General features: G+C 73.3%; 14 protein-coding genes. 8 read left to right on the forward strand and 6 right to left on the reverse strand.

The genetic code is table 11. The features are described 5' to 3' along the window. Positions 1–10: 10 nt before the first annotated feature. Together ACIBP6_RS09550 and ACIBP6_RS09555 are read left to right on the forward strand one after the other, a co-directional pair. Positions 11–412, forward strand: coding sequence for a GntR family transcriptional regulator (locus ACIBP6_RS09550; protein ID WP_397050483.1), 402 nt, complete (start codon positions 11–13; stop codon positions 410–412). Beyond that, positions 409–1,545 (forward strand): DUF1648 domain-containing protein, encoded by a 1,137-nt coding sequence (locus ACIBP6_RS09555; RefSeq protein WP_397050485.1) that lies wholly within the window; start codon positions 409–411, stop codon positions 1,543–1,545. The genes ACIBP6_RS09550 and ACIBP6_RS09555 overlap by 4 nt, the downstream gene beginning before the upstream one ends. A 63-nt stretch (positions 1,546–1,608) precedes the next feature. Here ACIBP6_RS09555 and ACIBP6_RS09560 read toward each other — a convergent pair whose 3' ends face one another. The 4 genes from ACIBP6_RS09560 to ACIBP6_RS09575 form a co-directional block, all read right to left on the reverse strand. Beyond that, positions 1,609–2,904 carry an FAD-binding oxidoreductase gene (locus tag ACIBP6_RS09560; RefSeq protein WP_449594203.1) on the reverse strand — a complete coding sequence of 432 codons (1,296 nt, stop codon included), beginning with the start codon at positions 2,902–2,904 and terminating at the stop codon, positions 1,609–1,611. A 96-nt stretch (positions 2,905–3,000) separates the two neighbouring features. After that, a complete protein-coding gene (locus ACIBP6_RS09565; RefSeq protein WP_397050488.1) occupies positions 3,001–4,323 on the reverse strand; it encodes a lanthionine synthetase LanC family protein in 1,323 nt (440 codons plus the stop codon). Positions 4,324–4,436: 113 nt separating this feature from the next. Next, entirely contained in the window at positions 4,437–5,336 is a 900-nt protein-coding gene (locus ACIBP6_RS09570; RefSeq protein ID WP_397050490.1) for a hypothetical protein, read from the reverse strand. A gap of 81 nt (positions 5,337–5,417) precedes the next feature. Next, positions 5,418–6,062, reverse strand: coding sequence for a class I SAM-dependent methyltransferase (locus ACIBP6_RS09575; RefSeq protein ID WP_397050492.1), 645 nt, complete (start codon positions 6,060–6,062; stop codon positions 5,418–5,420). Between the two features lie 140 nt (positions 6,063–6,202). Between ACIBP6_RS09575 and ACIBP6_RS09580 the strand changes: the two genes are divergently transcribed. Then, positions 6,203–8,035 carry a serine hydrolase domain-containing protein gene (locus ACIBP6_RS09580; protein ID WP_397050494.1) on the forward strand — a complete coding sequence of 611 codons (1,833 nt, stop codon included), beginning with the start codon at positions 6,203–6,205 and terminating at the stop codon, positions 8,033–8,035. Positions 8,036–8,037: 2 nt separating this feature from the next. On the opposite strand, the gene ACIBP6_RS09585 is transcribed toward ACIBP6_RS09580, so the two are convergent. Together ACIBP6_RS09585 and ACIBP6_RS09590 are read right to left on the reverse strand one after the other, a co-directional pair. Further along, positions 8,038–8,409, reverse strand: coding sequence for an STAS domain-containing protein (locus tag ACIBP6_RS09585; protein WP_397050496.1), 372 nt, complete (start codon positions 8,407–8,409; stop codon positions 8,038–8,040). Positions 8,410–8,799: 390 nt separating this feature from the next. Continuing rightward, positions 8,800–9,249 carry an ATP-binding protein gene (locus ACIBP6_RS09590; protein ID WP_397050498.1) on the reverse strand — a complete coding sequence of 150 codons (450 nt, stop codon included), beginning with the start codon at positions 9,247–9,249 and terminating at the stop codon, positions 8,800–8,802. Positions 9,250–9,436: 187 nt separating this feature from the next. Here ACIBP6_RS09590 and ACIBP6_RS09595 point away from each other — a divergent pair, with 187 nt between their 5' ends. The 5 genes from ACIBP6_RS09595 to ACIBP6_RS09615 are packed head-to-tail and all read left to right on the forward strand — an operon-like array spanning position 9,437 to position 14,668. After that, on the forward strand, positions 9,437–10,333 hold the full coding sequence (locus ACIBP6_RS09595; RefSeq protein ID WP_397050500.1) for an SDR family NAD(P)-dependent oxidoreductase: 897 nt from the start codon (positions 9,437–9,439) through the stop codon (positions 10,331–10,333). Positions 10,334–10,384: 51 nt separating this feature from the next. Next, positions 10,385–11,356 (forward strand): hypothetical protein, encoded by a 972-nt coding sequence (locus ACIBP6_RS09600; RefSeq protein ID WP_397050501.1) that lies wholly within the window; start codon positions 10,385–10,387, stop codon positions 11,354–11,356. A 53-nt stretch (positions 11,357–11,409) separates the two neighbouring features. After that, positions 11,410–12,354: a cucumopine synthase-related protein gene (locus tag ACIBP6_RS09605; protein WP_397050503.1), complete on the forward strand. Its 945-nt coding sequence runs from the start codon at positions 11,410–11,412 to the stop codon at positions 12,352–12,354. Then, positions 12,351–13,439: an NAD(P)/FAD-dependent oxidoreductase gene (locus ACIBP6_RS09610; protein WP_397050505.1), complete on the forward strand. Its 1,089-nt coding sequence runs from the start codon at positions 12,351–12,353 to the stop codon at positions 13,437–13,439. Before ACIBP6_RS09605 ends, ACIBP6_RS09610 begins: the two co-directional genes overlap by 4 nt. 2 nt (positions 13,440–13,441) lie before the next feature. Next, the gene (locus ACIBP6_RS09615) at positions 13,442–14,668 is read left to right on the forward strand and encodes a cytochrome P450 (RefSeq protein WP_397050507.1); all 1,227 of its coding nucleotides are present in this window, start codon (positions 13,442–13,444) and stop codon (positions 14,666–14,668) included. Positions 14,669–14,833: the final 165 nt, after the last annotated feature.

The raw sequence follows: 14,833 nt of genomic DNA on the forward strand, positions 1-14,833 counted from the left end.
GAGTCTGAGTGTGCTTCTGACGATCGACCTCGACAGCGAGGTGCCGATTTACCAGCAGATCAGGGATCGGGTGGTGGAGGCCGTCGCCGACGGTGATCTGGCGGAGGGGTCGGCGCTGCCCTCCACCCGGCAGCTGGCCGCCGACCTGTCGATCAACTTCCACACCGTGAACAAGGCCTACGACCTGCTGCGCCGGCAGGGCGTCATCCGGATCAACCGCAAGAGCGGCGCCGTGGTGCGCCGCGACGCCGGGTCCGGGCCGCCGGAGGCCGGGTTCACCGACGAGTGGCAGGCGCGGTTGCGCACGCTGCTCGCCGAGGCCGCGGTCCACGGTCTGAACACCGATGAGGCGATGCTGCGCTGCGAAGAGGTGCTGAGCTCGTTCGCGGTCAAGAAAGGAACGCCGGCATGATCATGATGGCCCTGGCCTGCCTGTCCCTGGTCGCGCTGTTAACCGCCGCGGCCTGGGCGGCCCCCGTCCTGGCCCGTCCGACGCTGCCGTTCGGCGTGCGGGTGCCCGGCAGCCACGTGAGCGATCCCGCCGTCACCGTTCAGCGCCGCCGCTACGCCCGTGCCGTGCTGGTCACCGGCGCGGTCGCGGCGCCGGCCGCTCCCGTCGCGGTCGTCCTGCTCGGTTCGCCCGCCATGCTGCCCGCCACCGCCACGGTCCTGGCCGCCGCGCACCTGGCGCTCTACCACGCGGCCCACCGCGCGGTCGTGGCCGCCAAACGGCAGGGGAACTGGTACGCCGGCGCCCGGCAGGCTGTCACCGCCGACACCACCCTGCGTACCGGTCCGGTACGGCTGCCGTGGCCGTTGCTGATCCCGTCCGTCCTGCTGCTGGTGCTCACCGCGGTCACGGGGGTCTGGCGGTTCGGGGAACTACCCGCCACCCTGCCCACGATGCGAGGGATGGGCGTCGACGCGACCACCAGGACGGCCACCACCTTCGCCACCGCTTTCTCGCCGGTCATCACGCAGGCGGCGCTCACCCTGCTCACGCCGCTGCTGATCGCGGCCCTGCTGCGCGCCAGACCCGAGCTGGACGCCGCCCAGCCCGCCGGCTCGGCCCGCCGCTACCGCGTCTACCTGAACGGCATGGCGAGACTGCTGCCGGCCGTCGCGGCCGGCGCCGGCTGGGCCATGTTCCTGCTCGCCCTTCAGCTGTGGGAGGTCGTCGCCCCCTCCGCGGCGGTGACCGCCGCCACGTGGACGCCCCTGACCGCCGCCGCCCTGTCTTTCCTGATCTTCGGCGTACGGGTCGGCGAGGCCGGCCACCGGCTGCCCCTCCGGCCGGAGGAGGCGCGGGAGTCCGGATTCGTGCAGCGCGACGACGACCGGCACTGGCATCTCGCGGGAATGATCTACGCCAACCGGATGGACCCGGCGATCCTCGTCCACCAGCGGGCGGGCAGCCGCTGGACCCTCAACTTCGGCAATCCGGTGGCCTGGGCCGTCCTGTCGACCCTGGCCGTGCTGGGCCTGCTGTCCCTGCTCGGAGTGCTCGATCTTCCCGCGACCGTGACGCAGGGCCTCCGTACCTGAAAGGTCTCGAGGCAGTGCGGGCCCGCTCCGTCACCGCTGGTCGGTCTCCGCGTGTGGCGCTCCTCAGATGACCTTGCCGGGGTTGAAGATCCCGTGCGGGTCCAGCGCCGCCTTGATCGCGCGGTTCAGCGCGATCACGTCCTCGCCCAGCTCGGCTGCCAAGCCGCGCTTCTTCAGCAGGCCCACGCCGTGTTCGCCGGTGACCGTGCCGCCGAGCGCGATGGCGTCGTCGAGGATGGCCTCGAACGCCTGCTGCGCCCGGGCGCGCGCCTCGTCGTCGCCCGCCTGAACGACGATCAGCGGGTGCAGGTTGCCGTCGCCGGCGTGCGCGATGTTGGCGATGTGCACGTCGTGCGCCTTGGCGTGCGCCTCGATGCGGCCGAGCATCTCGGGGACCAGGCCGCGCGGCACGCAGACGTCCTCGGTCAGCACGGGGCCGAGCCGTTCGAGCGCCGGGTAGGCGAGCCGGCGGGCGGAGAACAGCGCCTCGGCCTCCTCCGCGTCGGTCGAGCGGGTGCTCCAGGTGGCGCCGGCGCGGTCGAAGCAGTCCTGCAGCGCCTCGGCCTCGCGCTCGTTCCCGGTGTCGATGCGGCCGAGCAGCAGGACGTCGCCGAGGTCGGTCAGGCCCATGTTCTTCCAGTCGTCCACGGCGCGCAGGCAGTAGCGGTCGACCAGTTCCAGCGCGGCCGGGGTGATCCCGGACGCGGAAGCCGCCGCCACACCCTGGCCCGCCGCCACCAGCGAGTCGTACGCGCCGACGACCGTCTGCGGTGGCTTGGCGGGCAGCGGCAGCAGCCGCACGGTGATCTCGGTGATCACGCCCAGGGTGCCTTCCGAGCCGACGAACAGGCCGGTCAGGTCGTAGCCGGCCACGCCCTTGCGGGTGCGCCGGCCGAGCGTCACGAGGTCGCCCGCGGCGGTCACGACGCGCAGGCCGAGCACGTAGTCGCGGGTGACGCCGTACTTGACGCAGCACACGCCGCCCGCGTTGGTGGCGACGTTGCCGCCGATCGTGGACCACGGCGAGCTGGCCGGGTCGGGCGGGTACCACAGGCCGTGCTCGGCGACCGCCGCGCGCAGGTGGTCGTTGACCACGCCCGGCTGCACGACGGCCAGCTGCTCGTCGGCGTCGATCTCGAGGATGCGGTCCATGCCGTCGAGCGCGAGCAGCACGCAGCCGTCGACGGCGTTCGCGCCGCCGGACAGGCCGGTGCCGGCGCCGCGCGTCACGACGGGCACCCGGTGCTCGGCGCAGACGGCCACCACGGCGCGCACCTGCTCGGCGTCCTCCGGCTTCACCAGCGCGACCGGCCGTCCGGCGGCGGCCCAGGCGGCCTGGTCGCGGGAGTAGGCGGCCATGACGTCGTCATCGAGGAAGATCCGGCTCGGGGGGAGAGCGGCGGAGAGCGCATCAAGAAAGGACACGCAAGAAACGGTACAACCCTCCCGGACCGGTCAGGCGACGTGCGGAAGCGGAATGGCCGGGAACGGGTTGTCGGGCAGCAGGATGACGCGGCGCGGGTGCTCGGACTGGGCGGCGGCGTCCAGGTGGAGCAGGGCCGCGCCGATGCCGGCCGCGCCCACCATGTAGCCGGTGTCGGCCGACACCTCCCCCGGCCGCAGCCGCCGGTACGCCTGGTACCAGCGGTAGCCCTCCCCGTCGTCGCCGGTGGCCCGGCCCGTCAGGTCGGCGGCGAGCACGCGGGCGTAGTCGAGATGCGACCCGTCACCGGTCGCCGCTCCTAAACCGACGAACAGCTCGATCAGCCCGGCCGTGCCGCAGCACTGGCAGGCCACGTTCCAGTAGCCCTCGCTGCGCCGGCCCGGCGCCCCGCTGGTGACGATGCCGCGCGCCAGCCGCTGCGCCCACTCCAGGTCGCCGGGATCGCCGGCCACCCGATAGAGCTCGTAGAACATCCTGGCCACGCCGGCCGAGCCGGAGCAGAAGCCGAGATAGTGCAGGCCGCGGGCCTGCGGCACGTGGTGTGGGACGACCGCGCAGCCGCCGGTCACGGCGCTGACCTCGCGGACGAAGGCGGCGCCGCTGCGGGCGGCGCTGAGGAAGAGCGGCTCGCCGGTGACGCCGTACAGCCGGGCCAGCAGGAACGCGGTGCCGGACGTGCCGGCCAGGAAGCCGGGGGTGACGGCGTCGACGGGCAGGTCGGCGCAGTCGCCGAAGCGGTGGCCCGGCACGGGCAGCCGGGCGATGCGCCGGCCCGCCTCGACGGCCGCCGCCTCGTACGCCGGCCGGCCGAGGTGGGCGGCGGCGCGCAGCAGCCCGAGGATGATGCCGCCCTCGCCGCGCTGGGCGGGCTCGCCGGACCATCGGACGCCGTCGCCCGACTCGGCGCCGCGGCGCACGATCCGGTCGGCGATGGCGGCGGCCTCGGCCTCGAAGCGTTCGTCGCCGAGGGCCCAGCCGGCCTCCATGAGGGCGACCATGACGCCGGTCAGCCCGTGGTAGAGGGTGAGGTCGTGCTGCTCGCGCCAGGTGGCGGCGAGCCGGCGCGCCCCCGCGCGGGCGTCCTCCAGGTACGCCTCGTGCCCGGTGGCGGCGGCGAGCTCGAGGAAGAACAGCACGATCCCCGCGGCCCCGGAGTACAGGGACCAGGGCTCGGGGGTGACGGCCGACGTGCCGCGCGGGTCGGGGTTGGCCTTCCAGCGTCGCCCGCGCTCGTCGTCGACGGCCGCGGACCGGATCCACCGGCCGGCCATGACGGCGGCGGCCAGCGGGGAGTCGGCACGGGCGCTCGACGCACGGATCTCGTCCAGGCTCATGACCCGATTTTCCCATACTTCTGGTAGGAATTAAAAGGAAGGAGCGCGCGAACCCAGAAAATCATGCATGTGCCGGCCCTCCCCCGTGCCGCCCAACCTACCGCGAGCGTCGTTCAGGGACGCAGTTCGGTACGCAGCTCGTGGGCTCCGTCGGCGCGGGTGAACTCGTAGTAGAGCCGGGCGCGTCCCCCCGGCAGGTCCACAACGTCGAGGTAGCGCAGGCCGCGCCCCGCGTGCGGCGACTCCGCCGCCGGACGGTCACCGAGCGGGATGAGCGCGCCGGGCTCGGTTCCCGCGGCGATGCCGGTCCGCTCCTCGCCGGTCTCGGCCGCGGCGGCCCGGCCGTCGTAGAAGGCCAGCACCCCGTCCCGGGTGAACCGTACGGCGCTGACCCGGACGCCGCGGGCGTCCCAGGCGTTCGGCCGGCCGCTCAGCGCGGTGCCGTGCCAGGTCCACAGGAGGCCGTCGGCACTGGTGGCGTAGTCGGTGACCATCTGGTCGGCCGCCTGCGGGTCGGCCAGCGGATGGCAGGAGGCCCACAGGTGCCAGGTGCCGTCGCGCTGGACGATCACCGCGTCCTTGACGCCCGTCTTCGGGTCGCCGGGCAGCACGGTCGTGCGCTTCCTGACGTCGAACGCGCCCGGGGCGCCCGCCTCCAGCGCCTCGACGCGCCAATGCCCCGTCCCATACGTCGCGCAGCTCAGGTAGAGCCGCCAGCGGCCCCGGGGCGTGCGCACCAGGGTGGGACGCTCCAGCGACTCGGCCTCCATCTCCTCCTTGGCGATCTCCTGGAGGGTCTCGAAGCGCTCGCCGTCACACGAGCGCGCCACGACGACGGTGTGGCCGCGTCCCCGCTCCACCGGCCGGTGCAGCCGGTAGGCGAGGTAGATCCAGCCGTCGCAGAGGACGGCGCTGGGCGCGCCCGCCCAGTGGCCCGGCCCCGTCTCCGCCGGAAGGATCGCGGTCACGGACCGCTCGGGAACGGGAAGCCAGGCATTCACATCGATCCGCATGCGCACGAGATTAGGCCGCTGACCTGGCATATTTCCGGAGATCGAGCCTCCATGGTCGGGTCTTGACCGTGCCGCCCGAGGCTATCCGCGGGGCAGGCGGGCGCGGCCGGTGACGTGGGTCAGACGGGGCATTCCGGGCTGGGGCGAGAAGGTGAACCGGTCGGCGGCCTCGACGGTGAATCCGGCCCGCCGGATCGTCGCGAGAGCGTCGAGGTTGAGGTGGCAGCCGCCCGCGGCCCGCCGCCAGGCGGGGGCGATCAGGTCTTCGAACAGGCCGAAGACGGGGTTCGGGGAGCGTACGTGCTCGTAGAAGCGCAGCACGCCGCCGGGTCGCAGCACCCGGGCGATCTCCGCCAGCGCCCGCTCGGGCGACGGCACCGTGCACAACACCAGCGACGTGACCGCCGCGTCGAACGCGTCCGCGCCGCCCGGCAGGTCCTCGCTGTGCCCGGGCACCACCGTCACCGGGACGGGAGCCGACGCCGCCGCGGCCGCCGCGTGGGCGCGCAGCGTGTCGTCCGGCTCCACGGCCACGACCTCGGTGACCGTCGCGGGATAGTGCGCGAAGTTCAGGCCGCTCCCGGCGCCGACCTCGACCACGCGCCCGCCGAGGCCGGTCAGGAGGCGGCGCCGATGCTCGTACGCGCCCCGCCGGTCGGCCAGCTCGGCGGCCGTGACGTACGCGCGTGCGAAGCGCGGGTTCTGAAATCCGGCCGTCCGCGCCATCGAGGCCCCTCTCACACGCACGCCGCACGGAGGTCACACGGCGCCCCTCTCAGCCTGCCGCACGAGGCGGGACCGCGCGCGCTCTGCCAGGATCGTACGGTTCCGACGCACGGCAGATCGTCCCCCCGAGGAGCCATCGCATGGACAGGAGACGTTTTCTCACCCTCACCGGCGCGGCCGGGCTGACGGCCGTGTCGGTCGCCGGCCCGGCGCAGGCGGCGGGCTTCCCGTATGTCAACCGGCGCATCCCCGACGAGGCGCACACGAAAATGGGCGAGCTGGCGCCGTACGGCATCACGGCGTTCGCGTTCACGCCGTCCAACGGCTGGGTCGTCGTGACGCGGGACGGCCGCTACTTCGCCCGCGGCATCCCCGACGCGTGCTTCGCCGAGCTCGGGCGGCTGGCCGGCGCCGGCCGGACGATCCACTGCGTGGCGTTCCCGCCGGAGGGCGGCGACCGCTGGGTGATCACCACGGACCGGGGGGTGTCCGCACGCGGGCTGCCCGAGGCGTGCCACCAGCGGATCTCGGCCGACTACGCCGCGGGCAGGCAGGTGGTCGACGTCGCCTTCCCCCCGGCCGGCGGAGAGCGCTGGGTGGTGACGTCCACGACCGGCTTCTTCGCCCGGGGCGTGGACGACGAGTGCTACCAGATGATGCGCAACCTGACGCAGGGCGGCCGGCGGGTCACCCGCGTGGCGTTCCCGCCCGGCGGCGGCTGGGCGGTCGTCGCGCAGGACGAGTTCCACGTGCGCGGCATCGACGACGAGTGCTACCGGCAGATGACCGCTCTGGCCGGCGACGGCTGGCAGCTCCACAACCTGGCGTTCTCGCCGGTCGCCGGTGGCTGGTCGCTGGGCTCGCGCGGCAAGGCACCGGCGCTGCCCGCCGACCGCGTCCGGCAGGTCGAGAACCGGGTGGGCATCCGGGAGCGCATGAGCGCCTGGAACACGCCGGGCGTGGCCGTCGCGGTGGTCGTCGGCAACACGATCGCCTGGTCCACCGGGTACGGCGTGCTGGAGGCGGGCGGCGCCGCCGCCGCGCACCCGGAGACGGCGTTCCAGGCGGCCTCCATCAGCAAGGCGGTCGCCGCGGTCGGCGTGCTGCGCCTGCTGCAGAACCGCGGCCTGCCGCTGGACGGCGACGTCCGCCCCCACCTCGGGTGGACGCTGCCGCGCCGGCCGTGCGTCCCGGAGACGGCGGTCCCCACCGTCGACCGGCTGCTCACCCACCGGGCGGGGGTCGTCGGCCGGGGCTCCACCTCCCCGGCCGACGCCTGCTCCGGCTTCACCTCGGGCGGCGGCGGGTTCGCCGGTTACGGCCCCGGCGCGACCGTGCCGACGCTGCTGCGGGTGATGAACGGCGAGGGGAACTCCCCGAGGATCGAGCTCACCACCGACCCGGGAGCCGAGTACCACTACTCCGGCGCGGGTTTCGTGCTGCTGCAGCGCATGGTGGAGCAGCTGACCGGCCTGCCGCTGGCGCGCTACATGGACGAGGAGGTGTTCGCGCCGCTCGGCATGCGCTCCAGCTCGTACGCGCTGTCACCCGGCTTCGAGCTGGCCTCCGGGCACACCGCGACCGGCGCGGTGATCCCGGGCAGGCGCAACCGCTACCCGGAGTCGGCCGCCGCCGGCCTGTACACAACGGTGCTGGACCTGTGCCGGCTCATCGCGTACCTCAACCGGGCCTGGACCTCCTCCGGCGACATCGGCGGCCCCCTGACCAGGGCCTCGGCCCGCACGCTGCTCACCACCGGCCCGCAGCCCGGCATGGGCCGGGGGCTGTTCGTCTCCGGCGCGGGGACGGACGGCTTCTCCTACACCCACGACGGCTCCAACTACGGCTTCAAGTCCGTCTTCAAGGGTTATCCGGAGCTCGGCGCGGGCTACGCCGTGCTCGCCAACGGCGACAACATGGCCCTCGTCAACGAGGTCGCCGCCGCCATCAGGTCGGTGTACGGCTGGGCGTGACGTCAGGACGTGGTGTCGGGGCGGGCGGAGCCGGCGGCGGCGATGGCGGCGGCGACGGCCTGGTCGAGGTGCTCGTGGACGGTGACCGCCTGGCGGGCGCCGGTGACGTTCAGCAGCCGGGCGGGCGTGGCCTGCAGGCCCGCCAGGTGAACGCCCGCGCCGTGGCCCCGGGCGAGGGTGGCGGTCGCGAGCAGGACGGCCAGACCCGAGCTGTCGAGGAAGGCCATGCGGCTGACGTCGAAGACGAGGTCGTCGCTCAGCTTGCGGTGGTGCTGGTGAATGTAGTCCTCCAGGCGCGCGGAGGAGGTGGTGTCCACTTGTCCTGCCACGGTGATGAGGGTGGCGCCCGGAAGGTGGCGGCAGGTGAGGTTCACGGGGAACTCCTGGCGATGGGCCGTGGGAACGTGACGTGCGGAGTCGGGGCTGAGCAGCGGGCGCAGCCGCTGCCGGCCATGAACGTGCGCCGGGCCGGGTCGAGGAGGAGCGGCCGCCCTGGGGTGCGGTGGCGGCTCGGATGTGCCTCGAGGTGGTCGGCGGTCGGGAGGCATCGTGTGCCCTCCCTCTCCTGAGGTGAGCCGGCGGGGGGTGGTGCCGTCGCCGCCACTCTAATCCTGCAGACCCTTTCCGGAAAGGCGGTTCGTCATAGGATCTTCGGGATCGAAACGTCCGGCGGGACCGAAAGGGTCGAATGCCGCTCACCGGCGCGCTCCATGCCGAGTGACGTTCGGTCACCGAACATCATGCCCGGCGGCCGGGATCTCCGCTCAGTTTCCGGCGTGCTGGGTCTCGTTGCTTCCGTGCCGCCCGAACGGCCGGTAGCGCGGGGACATGCCCCGGTGCACGTGCAGGGTCAGCCGGGAGCCGGCCGCCGTCTGCTCCACGACGACCTCGTCGCACAGGTGCCGGATCACCCACAGGCCGAACCCGTGGGAGCCGGCCGGGTCGATCGTGGCCGAGCCGAGGTGGTCGCCGGTGAGCCGGCCGGCGACGTCCATGACCTCCACGCGCACCCCCCGGCCGGTCCTGACCGCCGTGACCGTACCGGCCTTGCCGCCGTGGTCGAGGACGTTCGTGACCGCCTCGTTGACGGCCAGGACGAGGTCGTCCAGCCGTTCACCGCGCAGGCCGCTGTGGCGGGCGTGCAGACGTACGAGGTCGCGGATGAAGCCAAGGTCCGCACTGACCGGACACCGTAGCTCGAACTCCATGCTCATGGTCGTCTCGCCCGCCTGGTCGGAGGTGGAAAACGCGGGCCCTTGTCTGCTATCCCGGCGGTAGATCGTCAAACCGGTGAAGGCGGCACACGCGTCGGCGGGGTAGCGGATCCAGACATTCGCTCGCCGGCCCGACAAGTCGAGACTCCATCTCATACGATACTTGGTATCAATCCAGGGAGGTCTCATGAACGCCGTGCTCATCACCGGTGGCACCAGCGGGCTCGGGTACGAGGCGGCCAGGCGGGTGGCGTCCGGTCGGAACCGGGTGGTCGTCATCACCGGCCGCGACCTGGACCGGGTGGAGCGGACGGCGGAGCGGATGCGCGCGGAGACCGGCGGCGACGTGCGCGGCCGGGCCCTCGACCTGGGCTCGCTGGCCGAGGTACGCCGCTTCGCCGCCGCCCACCGCGACGAGGGGCTGCCGCTCGACGCCGTCGCGTGCAACGCCGGCGTACAGGTCGTCCGGGGGCTCACGTACACCCGGGACGGGTACGAGACGACCTTCGCGGTCAACCACCTGGCCCATTTCGCCCTGGTCGATCTGCTGCTGCCGATGATGGCCGGGGGAGGGCGGATCGTCTTCGTCTCCAGTGGCACGCACGACCCCGCGCAGCACACCGGCGTCCCCGCGCCGCGATACACCAGCGCCGCCGAGCTCGCCCGCCCGCCGGAGGACCACTCCCCCAAAGAGGGCCGCCGCCGCTACGCCACCTCGAAGCTGTGCAACGTGCTGACCGCGTACGAGCTGGCGCGCCGGCATCCCGAGCTGCGGGTGAACGCCTTCGATCCGGGCCTCATGCCGGGCACCGGGCTGGCCCGCGACTATCCCCCGCTCATGCGGTGGGCCTGGCGTCGCGTGCTCCCGGTGCTGACGCTGGTGCCCGCCCTCGGCGTGCGCACGCCTCAACGGTCGGGCGCCGCCCTCGCCGAACTTCTCGTCTCCCCGCGCTTCGCCGACACCACCGGCCGCTACTTCACCGGCCTGCGCCCCACGCGCTCGTCGGAGCAGTCGTACGACAGGAAGATCGCCCGGGAGCTGTGGGAGGGCAGCGCCGAGCTGACCGCGCCGCAGACCGGCTGACAGCGGAAATCCCCTCGCGGAACCGGCGATCCGCGGGTTAGATTCACCGGCGTGCCTGTCGAGATCGCGTGCGACGAGTCCGGCTCGGAAGGCGAGAAACTCGTCGGCGGCAACAGCGACGTGTTCGCGCACGCCGGCGCGCTGATGGACGCCGCGACGGCGGCTGCTGTCGTCGCGGAGCTGCGCGAGCGGGCGCCGACCCCGGCCGTCGAATACCGCGCCGGCCACGTCCTGCGCGAGAAGCACCGCGCGGCGCTGCTGTGGTTGCTCGGCCCCGAAGGGCCGGCGCTGGGCCGGGTGCACGTGTTCCTGACCGACAAGACCTTCTACGTCGCCGGCAAGGTCGCCGGGCTGCTCTCCCCCGACCACGCTCCCCGCCTCGGCCTCGACCCGCAGGCCGAGGCCACGGCTCGCACGCTCTACCGCGAGGGGCGGCAGGCGTTCGGGGCCGAGCGGTGGACGGCGCTGCTCGGCTCGTTCAACCAGCTCCTGCGGGTCAAGAACGGTGTCACCCCGTCGGTCGAGGAGACGTTCCTGCTGGTCGACGCCCTGCGCGCGGCCGAGGGCCCGGCGGGCGGCATCATGCGGGCGCTGTGGCTGGCCAGGGAGCGGGTCGAGGAATTCAGGGAGCGCCTGACAGCCGACCCGTACGTCTTCCCGGCGCTCGATCCGCTGATCCCGGCCGTCGTGCGGGTGGTCGACTTCTGGGGCGCGGACGGCCGGCCCGTCACGATCGTGCACGACCGCCAGACCATCCTGACCGACGAGCGCATCACGCAGCTGCGGAAGTTGCTCGGTGGCCGGATGGCGGGGCTGCGGCTGGTCGACTCGGTCCTGGACGAGCGGGTGCAGATCGCCGACGTGCTGGCGGGCGTGGCCCGCAAGATCGCCCTGGCCGAGCTGAACGGGCACGGCGACCCCGTCCTCACCGCCCTTATCCAGCCATACGTGGACACATCATCCATTTGGGGCGACGAGCGCAGTTGGGCACTGCTGTGCCCAGACGGTGTCATGGGGCGGTAAACAGGCCACCCCCGCCTCTATCGCCACAAATCGTGACTATAGAGTGACGTACCGTGAACGAATCCAAGCGTGTGGAAATAGCCTGGCCCGACCTCGGCATCACCGTGCGGGCCGATCTCGACCAGCGCAACCCCGCCCTGGCCCAGTGCCTGTGGGACGCGCTGCCCTACCGCAGCCTGCAGGGCCACGCCCTGGTCGCGGGGTACCACCTGTACCACGTGGCCCCGGCCCATTCGCTGCTCTACACACCCGCCGAATACCGCGTGGACCGGCGCACCGTGCCCGACGGCACGCTGTTCTGCTCCCGGCTCCAGCACCTCGGCATCAAGTACGGCGAGCTCACCGAGCCCATGAACGCCACCCCGATCGGCCAGATCGTGGAGGAGGACATCGAGGGCCTGGTGCAGGCGGGCCACGAGGTCTGGAACTCGGTCTACACCACCAAGAAGCCGATCATCGCCGAGGTGCGCCGCGCCGGCGAGCCCAGCGGCCACCAGCTGCCGCGCCTGCCGATCGGCGACCCGGAGCTCAACCGGCTCATCGCCGAGGTGCACGCCGAGACCCAGCGGATCTGGCTCAACCCGCCGCAGGAGCTGCTCGACCTGCACCAGGGCCGCATCCCGTCGGGCGCCGGCAGCTACGAGACGGTCCTGACGACGCTGCTGTTCGTCAACGGCGAGACCCGGCCGCTCGGCTACAGCTGCTACGGCGGCCTCGTCCGGGCCGCGCTCGACGGCATGCCGATGCCGTGGCTGCGCCAGATGACCCGCCAGCTGGCCCACACCCCGGCCGAGTTCCTCGGCTACTGCGGGCTGGACACCCTGTGGGACTTCACCCAGCGCATGCTGGACGGGCTGGAGCGGGTCGACAGCCACGAGGACTTCATCTCCGTCATGGCGCACATGGCGCTCTACTGCAACTGCCTGGGCGGCTGGAACCTCCACCTGTTCCCGTGGCAGGCGGGCGACCACCTGCGCAGAGAGCCGGTCCTCGCATGAGCGGCCGGCGGGTGGTGGTGATCGGCGGCGGCGTCATCGGGCTGTCGATCGCCTACCACCTGGCCGAGGCCGGGGTCGACGTGACGCTGCTGGAACGCGGCACGCTCGGCTCCGGGGCCTCCCGCGCCACCGCCGACGTGGTGCGCTCGTACTTCGCGGGCAACCCGGTCAGCTCGGCGCTGGCCGTGCGCAGCCTCGACGCCTACCGGGCCTTCCCGGCCCGGCCGGGCATGGACCTGCCGCTGCGGCAGGTGGGCTACCTGGTGCTGTTCACCGAGCCCGAGCAGGTCTCGGCGTTCGAGGCCGACCTGCCCGCCCAGCACGCCGCCGGCGTGGACGTCGGCCTGATCGAGCCGGAGGAGGCCAGGAAGCTCAACCCGCTCATCGGGGACGTGCCGCTGCTGGCCGCCGCGTACTCGCCGGACGCCTACATCTCCGACACCACGGCGATCGTCACCGCGTACGCGCGGGCGGCCGAGCGGGAGGGGGCGGCGCTGCGCACCGGCTGCGCCGTCACCGCGATCGACCCGGAGGCGGGCCGCGTGCGGACCGCCGACGGCGAGATCGGCGCCGACGCCGTCGTGTGCGCGGCCGGCGCCTGGTCGGCCTCCCTGGTGCGCTGCGCCGGGGTGGACCTGCCGCTCACCGAGCCCATCGAGCAGGAGCTGCTCACCACCGACCCGCTGCCGCCGACGACGCCCGACCTCCCGGTCACCCTGCACGCCGCCAGCGGCCTGCTGGTACGGCTGCGCGGCGACCGGCTGCTCATCGGCATGGGCTACCCGGGCCCGGACCGGGAGGCGTGGCGGCGTGACGTGGCGGACCGGCTCGGCGAGGTCTACCCGAGCCTGGCCGCGACGCGCCTGCACACCGCCGTCACCGGTCTGCGCGACGCCAGCCCCGACCGCACCGCGTTCATCGGCCACCGGCCCGGCCCGCCGGCCTTCCTGTACGCGACCGGCTTCTCCGGCCACGGCCTGTGCAACGCGCCGGCCGCCGGCGAGCTGGTCCGCGACCTCTACCTCGGCCGTGACCCCGGCATGGACGTGACCGCGCTCGCGGTCAGCCCGCGAAGAAGGGGATGACCATGGAAGACAGCCGCTTCGTCCTCGACCCCGCGACCAGCGACCTGCACGGCGACGACGACCTGCTGCGCAAGCTCGGGCCGCTCGTGCCCGTGACAGCGGAGGGCGTGCCGGCCTGGGCCGCGACCCGGTACGCCACGCTGCTGGCCGTCCTGACCCATCCCGACCTGTCGCGGGAGATCCGGTACTGGGACCCGGCCCAGCGCGCGGCCTCGCCGCCGGGCACCGCCATCGACCGCATCGTCACCGACACCTCGATGCTCAACGCCGAGGGCGAGGAGCACCGGCGGCTGCGCGCGCCGCTGAAGGCCGCGTTCACGCCGCGCCGGCTCGCGTCGCTGCGGCCGAGGATCGAGCAGCTCACCGCCGAGCTGATCGACCGGCTCGCCGAGATGCCGCCCGACCAGCCGGTGGACATGCGCAAGGAGTTCGCCTACCCGCTGCCGCGGGACGTGATCTCGTACATGATCGGCATCCCGGCGGGGCGCCAGGAGCGGCTGCACGAGCTGACCGACGCGGTGGCGCAGGTCGGCGGCAGCCTGGACGACTCGCCCGACCTGCGTGGGGACCTGCACGTGCTGCTCGGCCAGATCATTGAGGAGCGCCGTGAGACGCCGGGCGAGGACCTCATCACCGACCTGATCGAGCTGCGCGAGCGGGACGGCGAGCGGCTGTCGAACGACGAGCTGTTCGCCACGATCGAGCTGCTGTTCATCGCCGGGCACGTGACGACGGTCAACCTCATCACGAACGCCATCGGCGCCCTGGTGAACGCGCCCGACCAGGCCCAGCTGCTGCGCTCGGGCAGATGCCCGTACAGCGCGGCCGTCGAGGAGACGCTGCGGTGGGACTCGCCGATCGCGTACTTCCCGATGCGGTACGCCACCCGCGACGTCGAGATCGACGGCGTCCGGCTGGAGGAAGGCGAGCCGGTGCTGGCCTGCTTCGCCTCCGCCGGGCGTGACCCGGAGCAGTACGGCCAGGACGCCGACGTCTTCGACATGACGCGGCAGCCGGTCAACCACCTGTCGTTCGGGCACGGGCCGCACTTCTGCCTCGGGGCCCCGCTGGCCCGGCTGGAGGCGGAGGTGGCGCTGTCGGCGTTGTTCGAGGCGTTCCCGCGGATCGCCCCGGCCGCCGCGCCCGACGAGCTGGCCCCGCTGGACACCCTGCTGGGCAACAGCACCCGCACGATGCCCGTCCTGCTCGGCCCACGCGCCGCCCGCTGAGACCGCCCACTGAGCGGCCCGCTGAGACGGCCCGCTGACACCGGATCGCCGTGGCACACAAGGCGGCCTGGCCCGATGGGCCCGGCCGCCGCCACGGCGAGGCCCCGGGTACGCGTACGGGGCGACGGCGTTCTACGCTCCATCACGACGATTGGAGCCGACGCC

It is taken from the genome of Nonomuraea terrae (genome assembly GCF_044465245.1).
GTDB classification, from domain to species: Bacteria; Actinomycetota; Actinomycetes; order Streptosporangiales; family Streptosporangiaceae; genus Nonomuraea; species Nonomuraea terrae.

Excerpts from the sequence above, each read along its gene's own strand:
- ACIBP6_RS09580 (WP_397050494.1), top strand. The coding sequence starts at position 6,203 with ATGGACAGGAGACGTTTTCTCACCCTCACCGGCGCGGCCGGGCTGACG.
- ACIBP6_RS09570 (WP_397050490.1), bottom strand. The coding sequence starts at position 5,336 with ATGCGGATCGATGTGAATGCCTGGCTTCCCGTTCCCGAGCGGTCCGTG.
- ACIBP6_RS09555 (WP_397050485.1), top strand. The coding sequence starts at position 409 with ATGATCATGATGGCCCTGGCCTGCCTGTCCCTGGTCGCGCTGTTAACC.
- ACIBP6_RS09590 (WP_397050498.1), bottom strand. The coding sequence starts at position 9,249 with ATGAGCATGGAGTTCGAGCTACGGTGTCCGGTCAGTGCGGACCTTGGC.
- ACIBP6_RS09595 (WP_397050500.1), top strand. The coding sequence starts at position 9,437 with ATGAACGCCGTGCTCATCACCGGTGGCACCAGCGGGCTCGGGTACGAG.
- ACIBP6_RS09610 (WP_397050505.1), top strand. The coding sequence starts at position 12,351 with ATGAGCGGCCGGCGGGTGGTGGTGATCGGCGGCGGCGTCATCGGGCTG.
- ACIBP6_RS09575 (WP_397050492.1), bottom strand. The coding sequence starts at position 6,062 with ATGGCGCGGACGGCCGGATTTCAGAACCCGCGCTTCGCACGCGCGTAC.
- ACIBP6_RS09615 (WP_397050507.1), top strand. The coding sequence starts at position 13,442 with ATGGAAGACAGCCGCTTCGTCCTCGACCCCGCGACCAGCGACCTGCAC.
- ACIBP6_RS09560 (WP_449594203.1), bottom strand. The coding sequence starts at position 2,904 with ATGGCCGCCTACTCCCGCGACCAGGCCGCCTGGGCCGCCGCCGGACGG.
- ACIBP6_RS09565 (WP_397050488.1), bottom strand. The coding sequence starts at position 4,323 with ATGAGCCTGGACGAGATCCGTGCGTCGAGCGCCCGTGCCGACTCCCCG.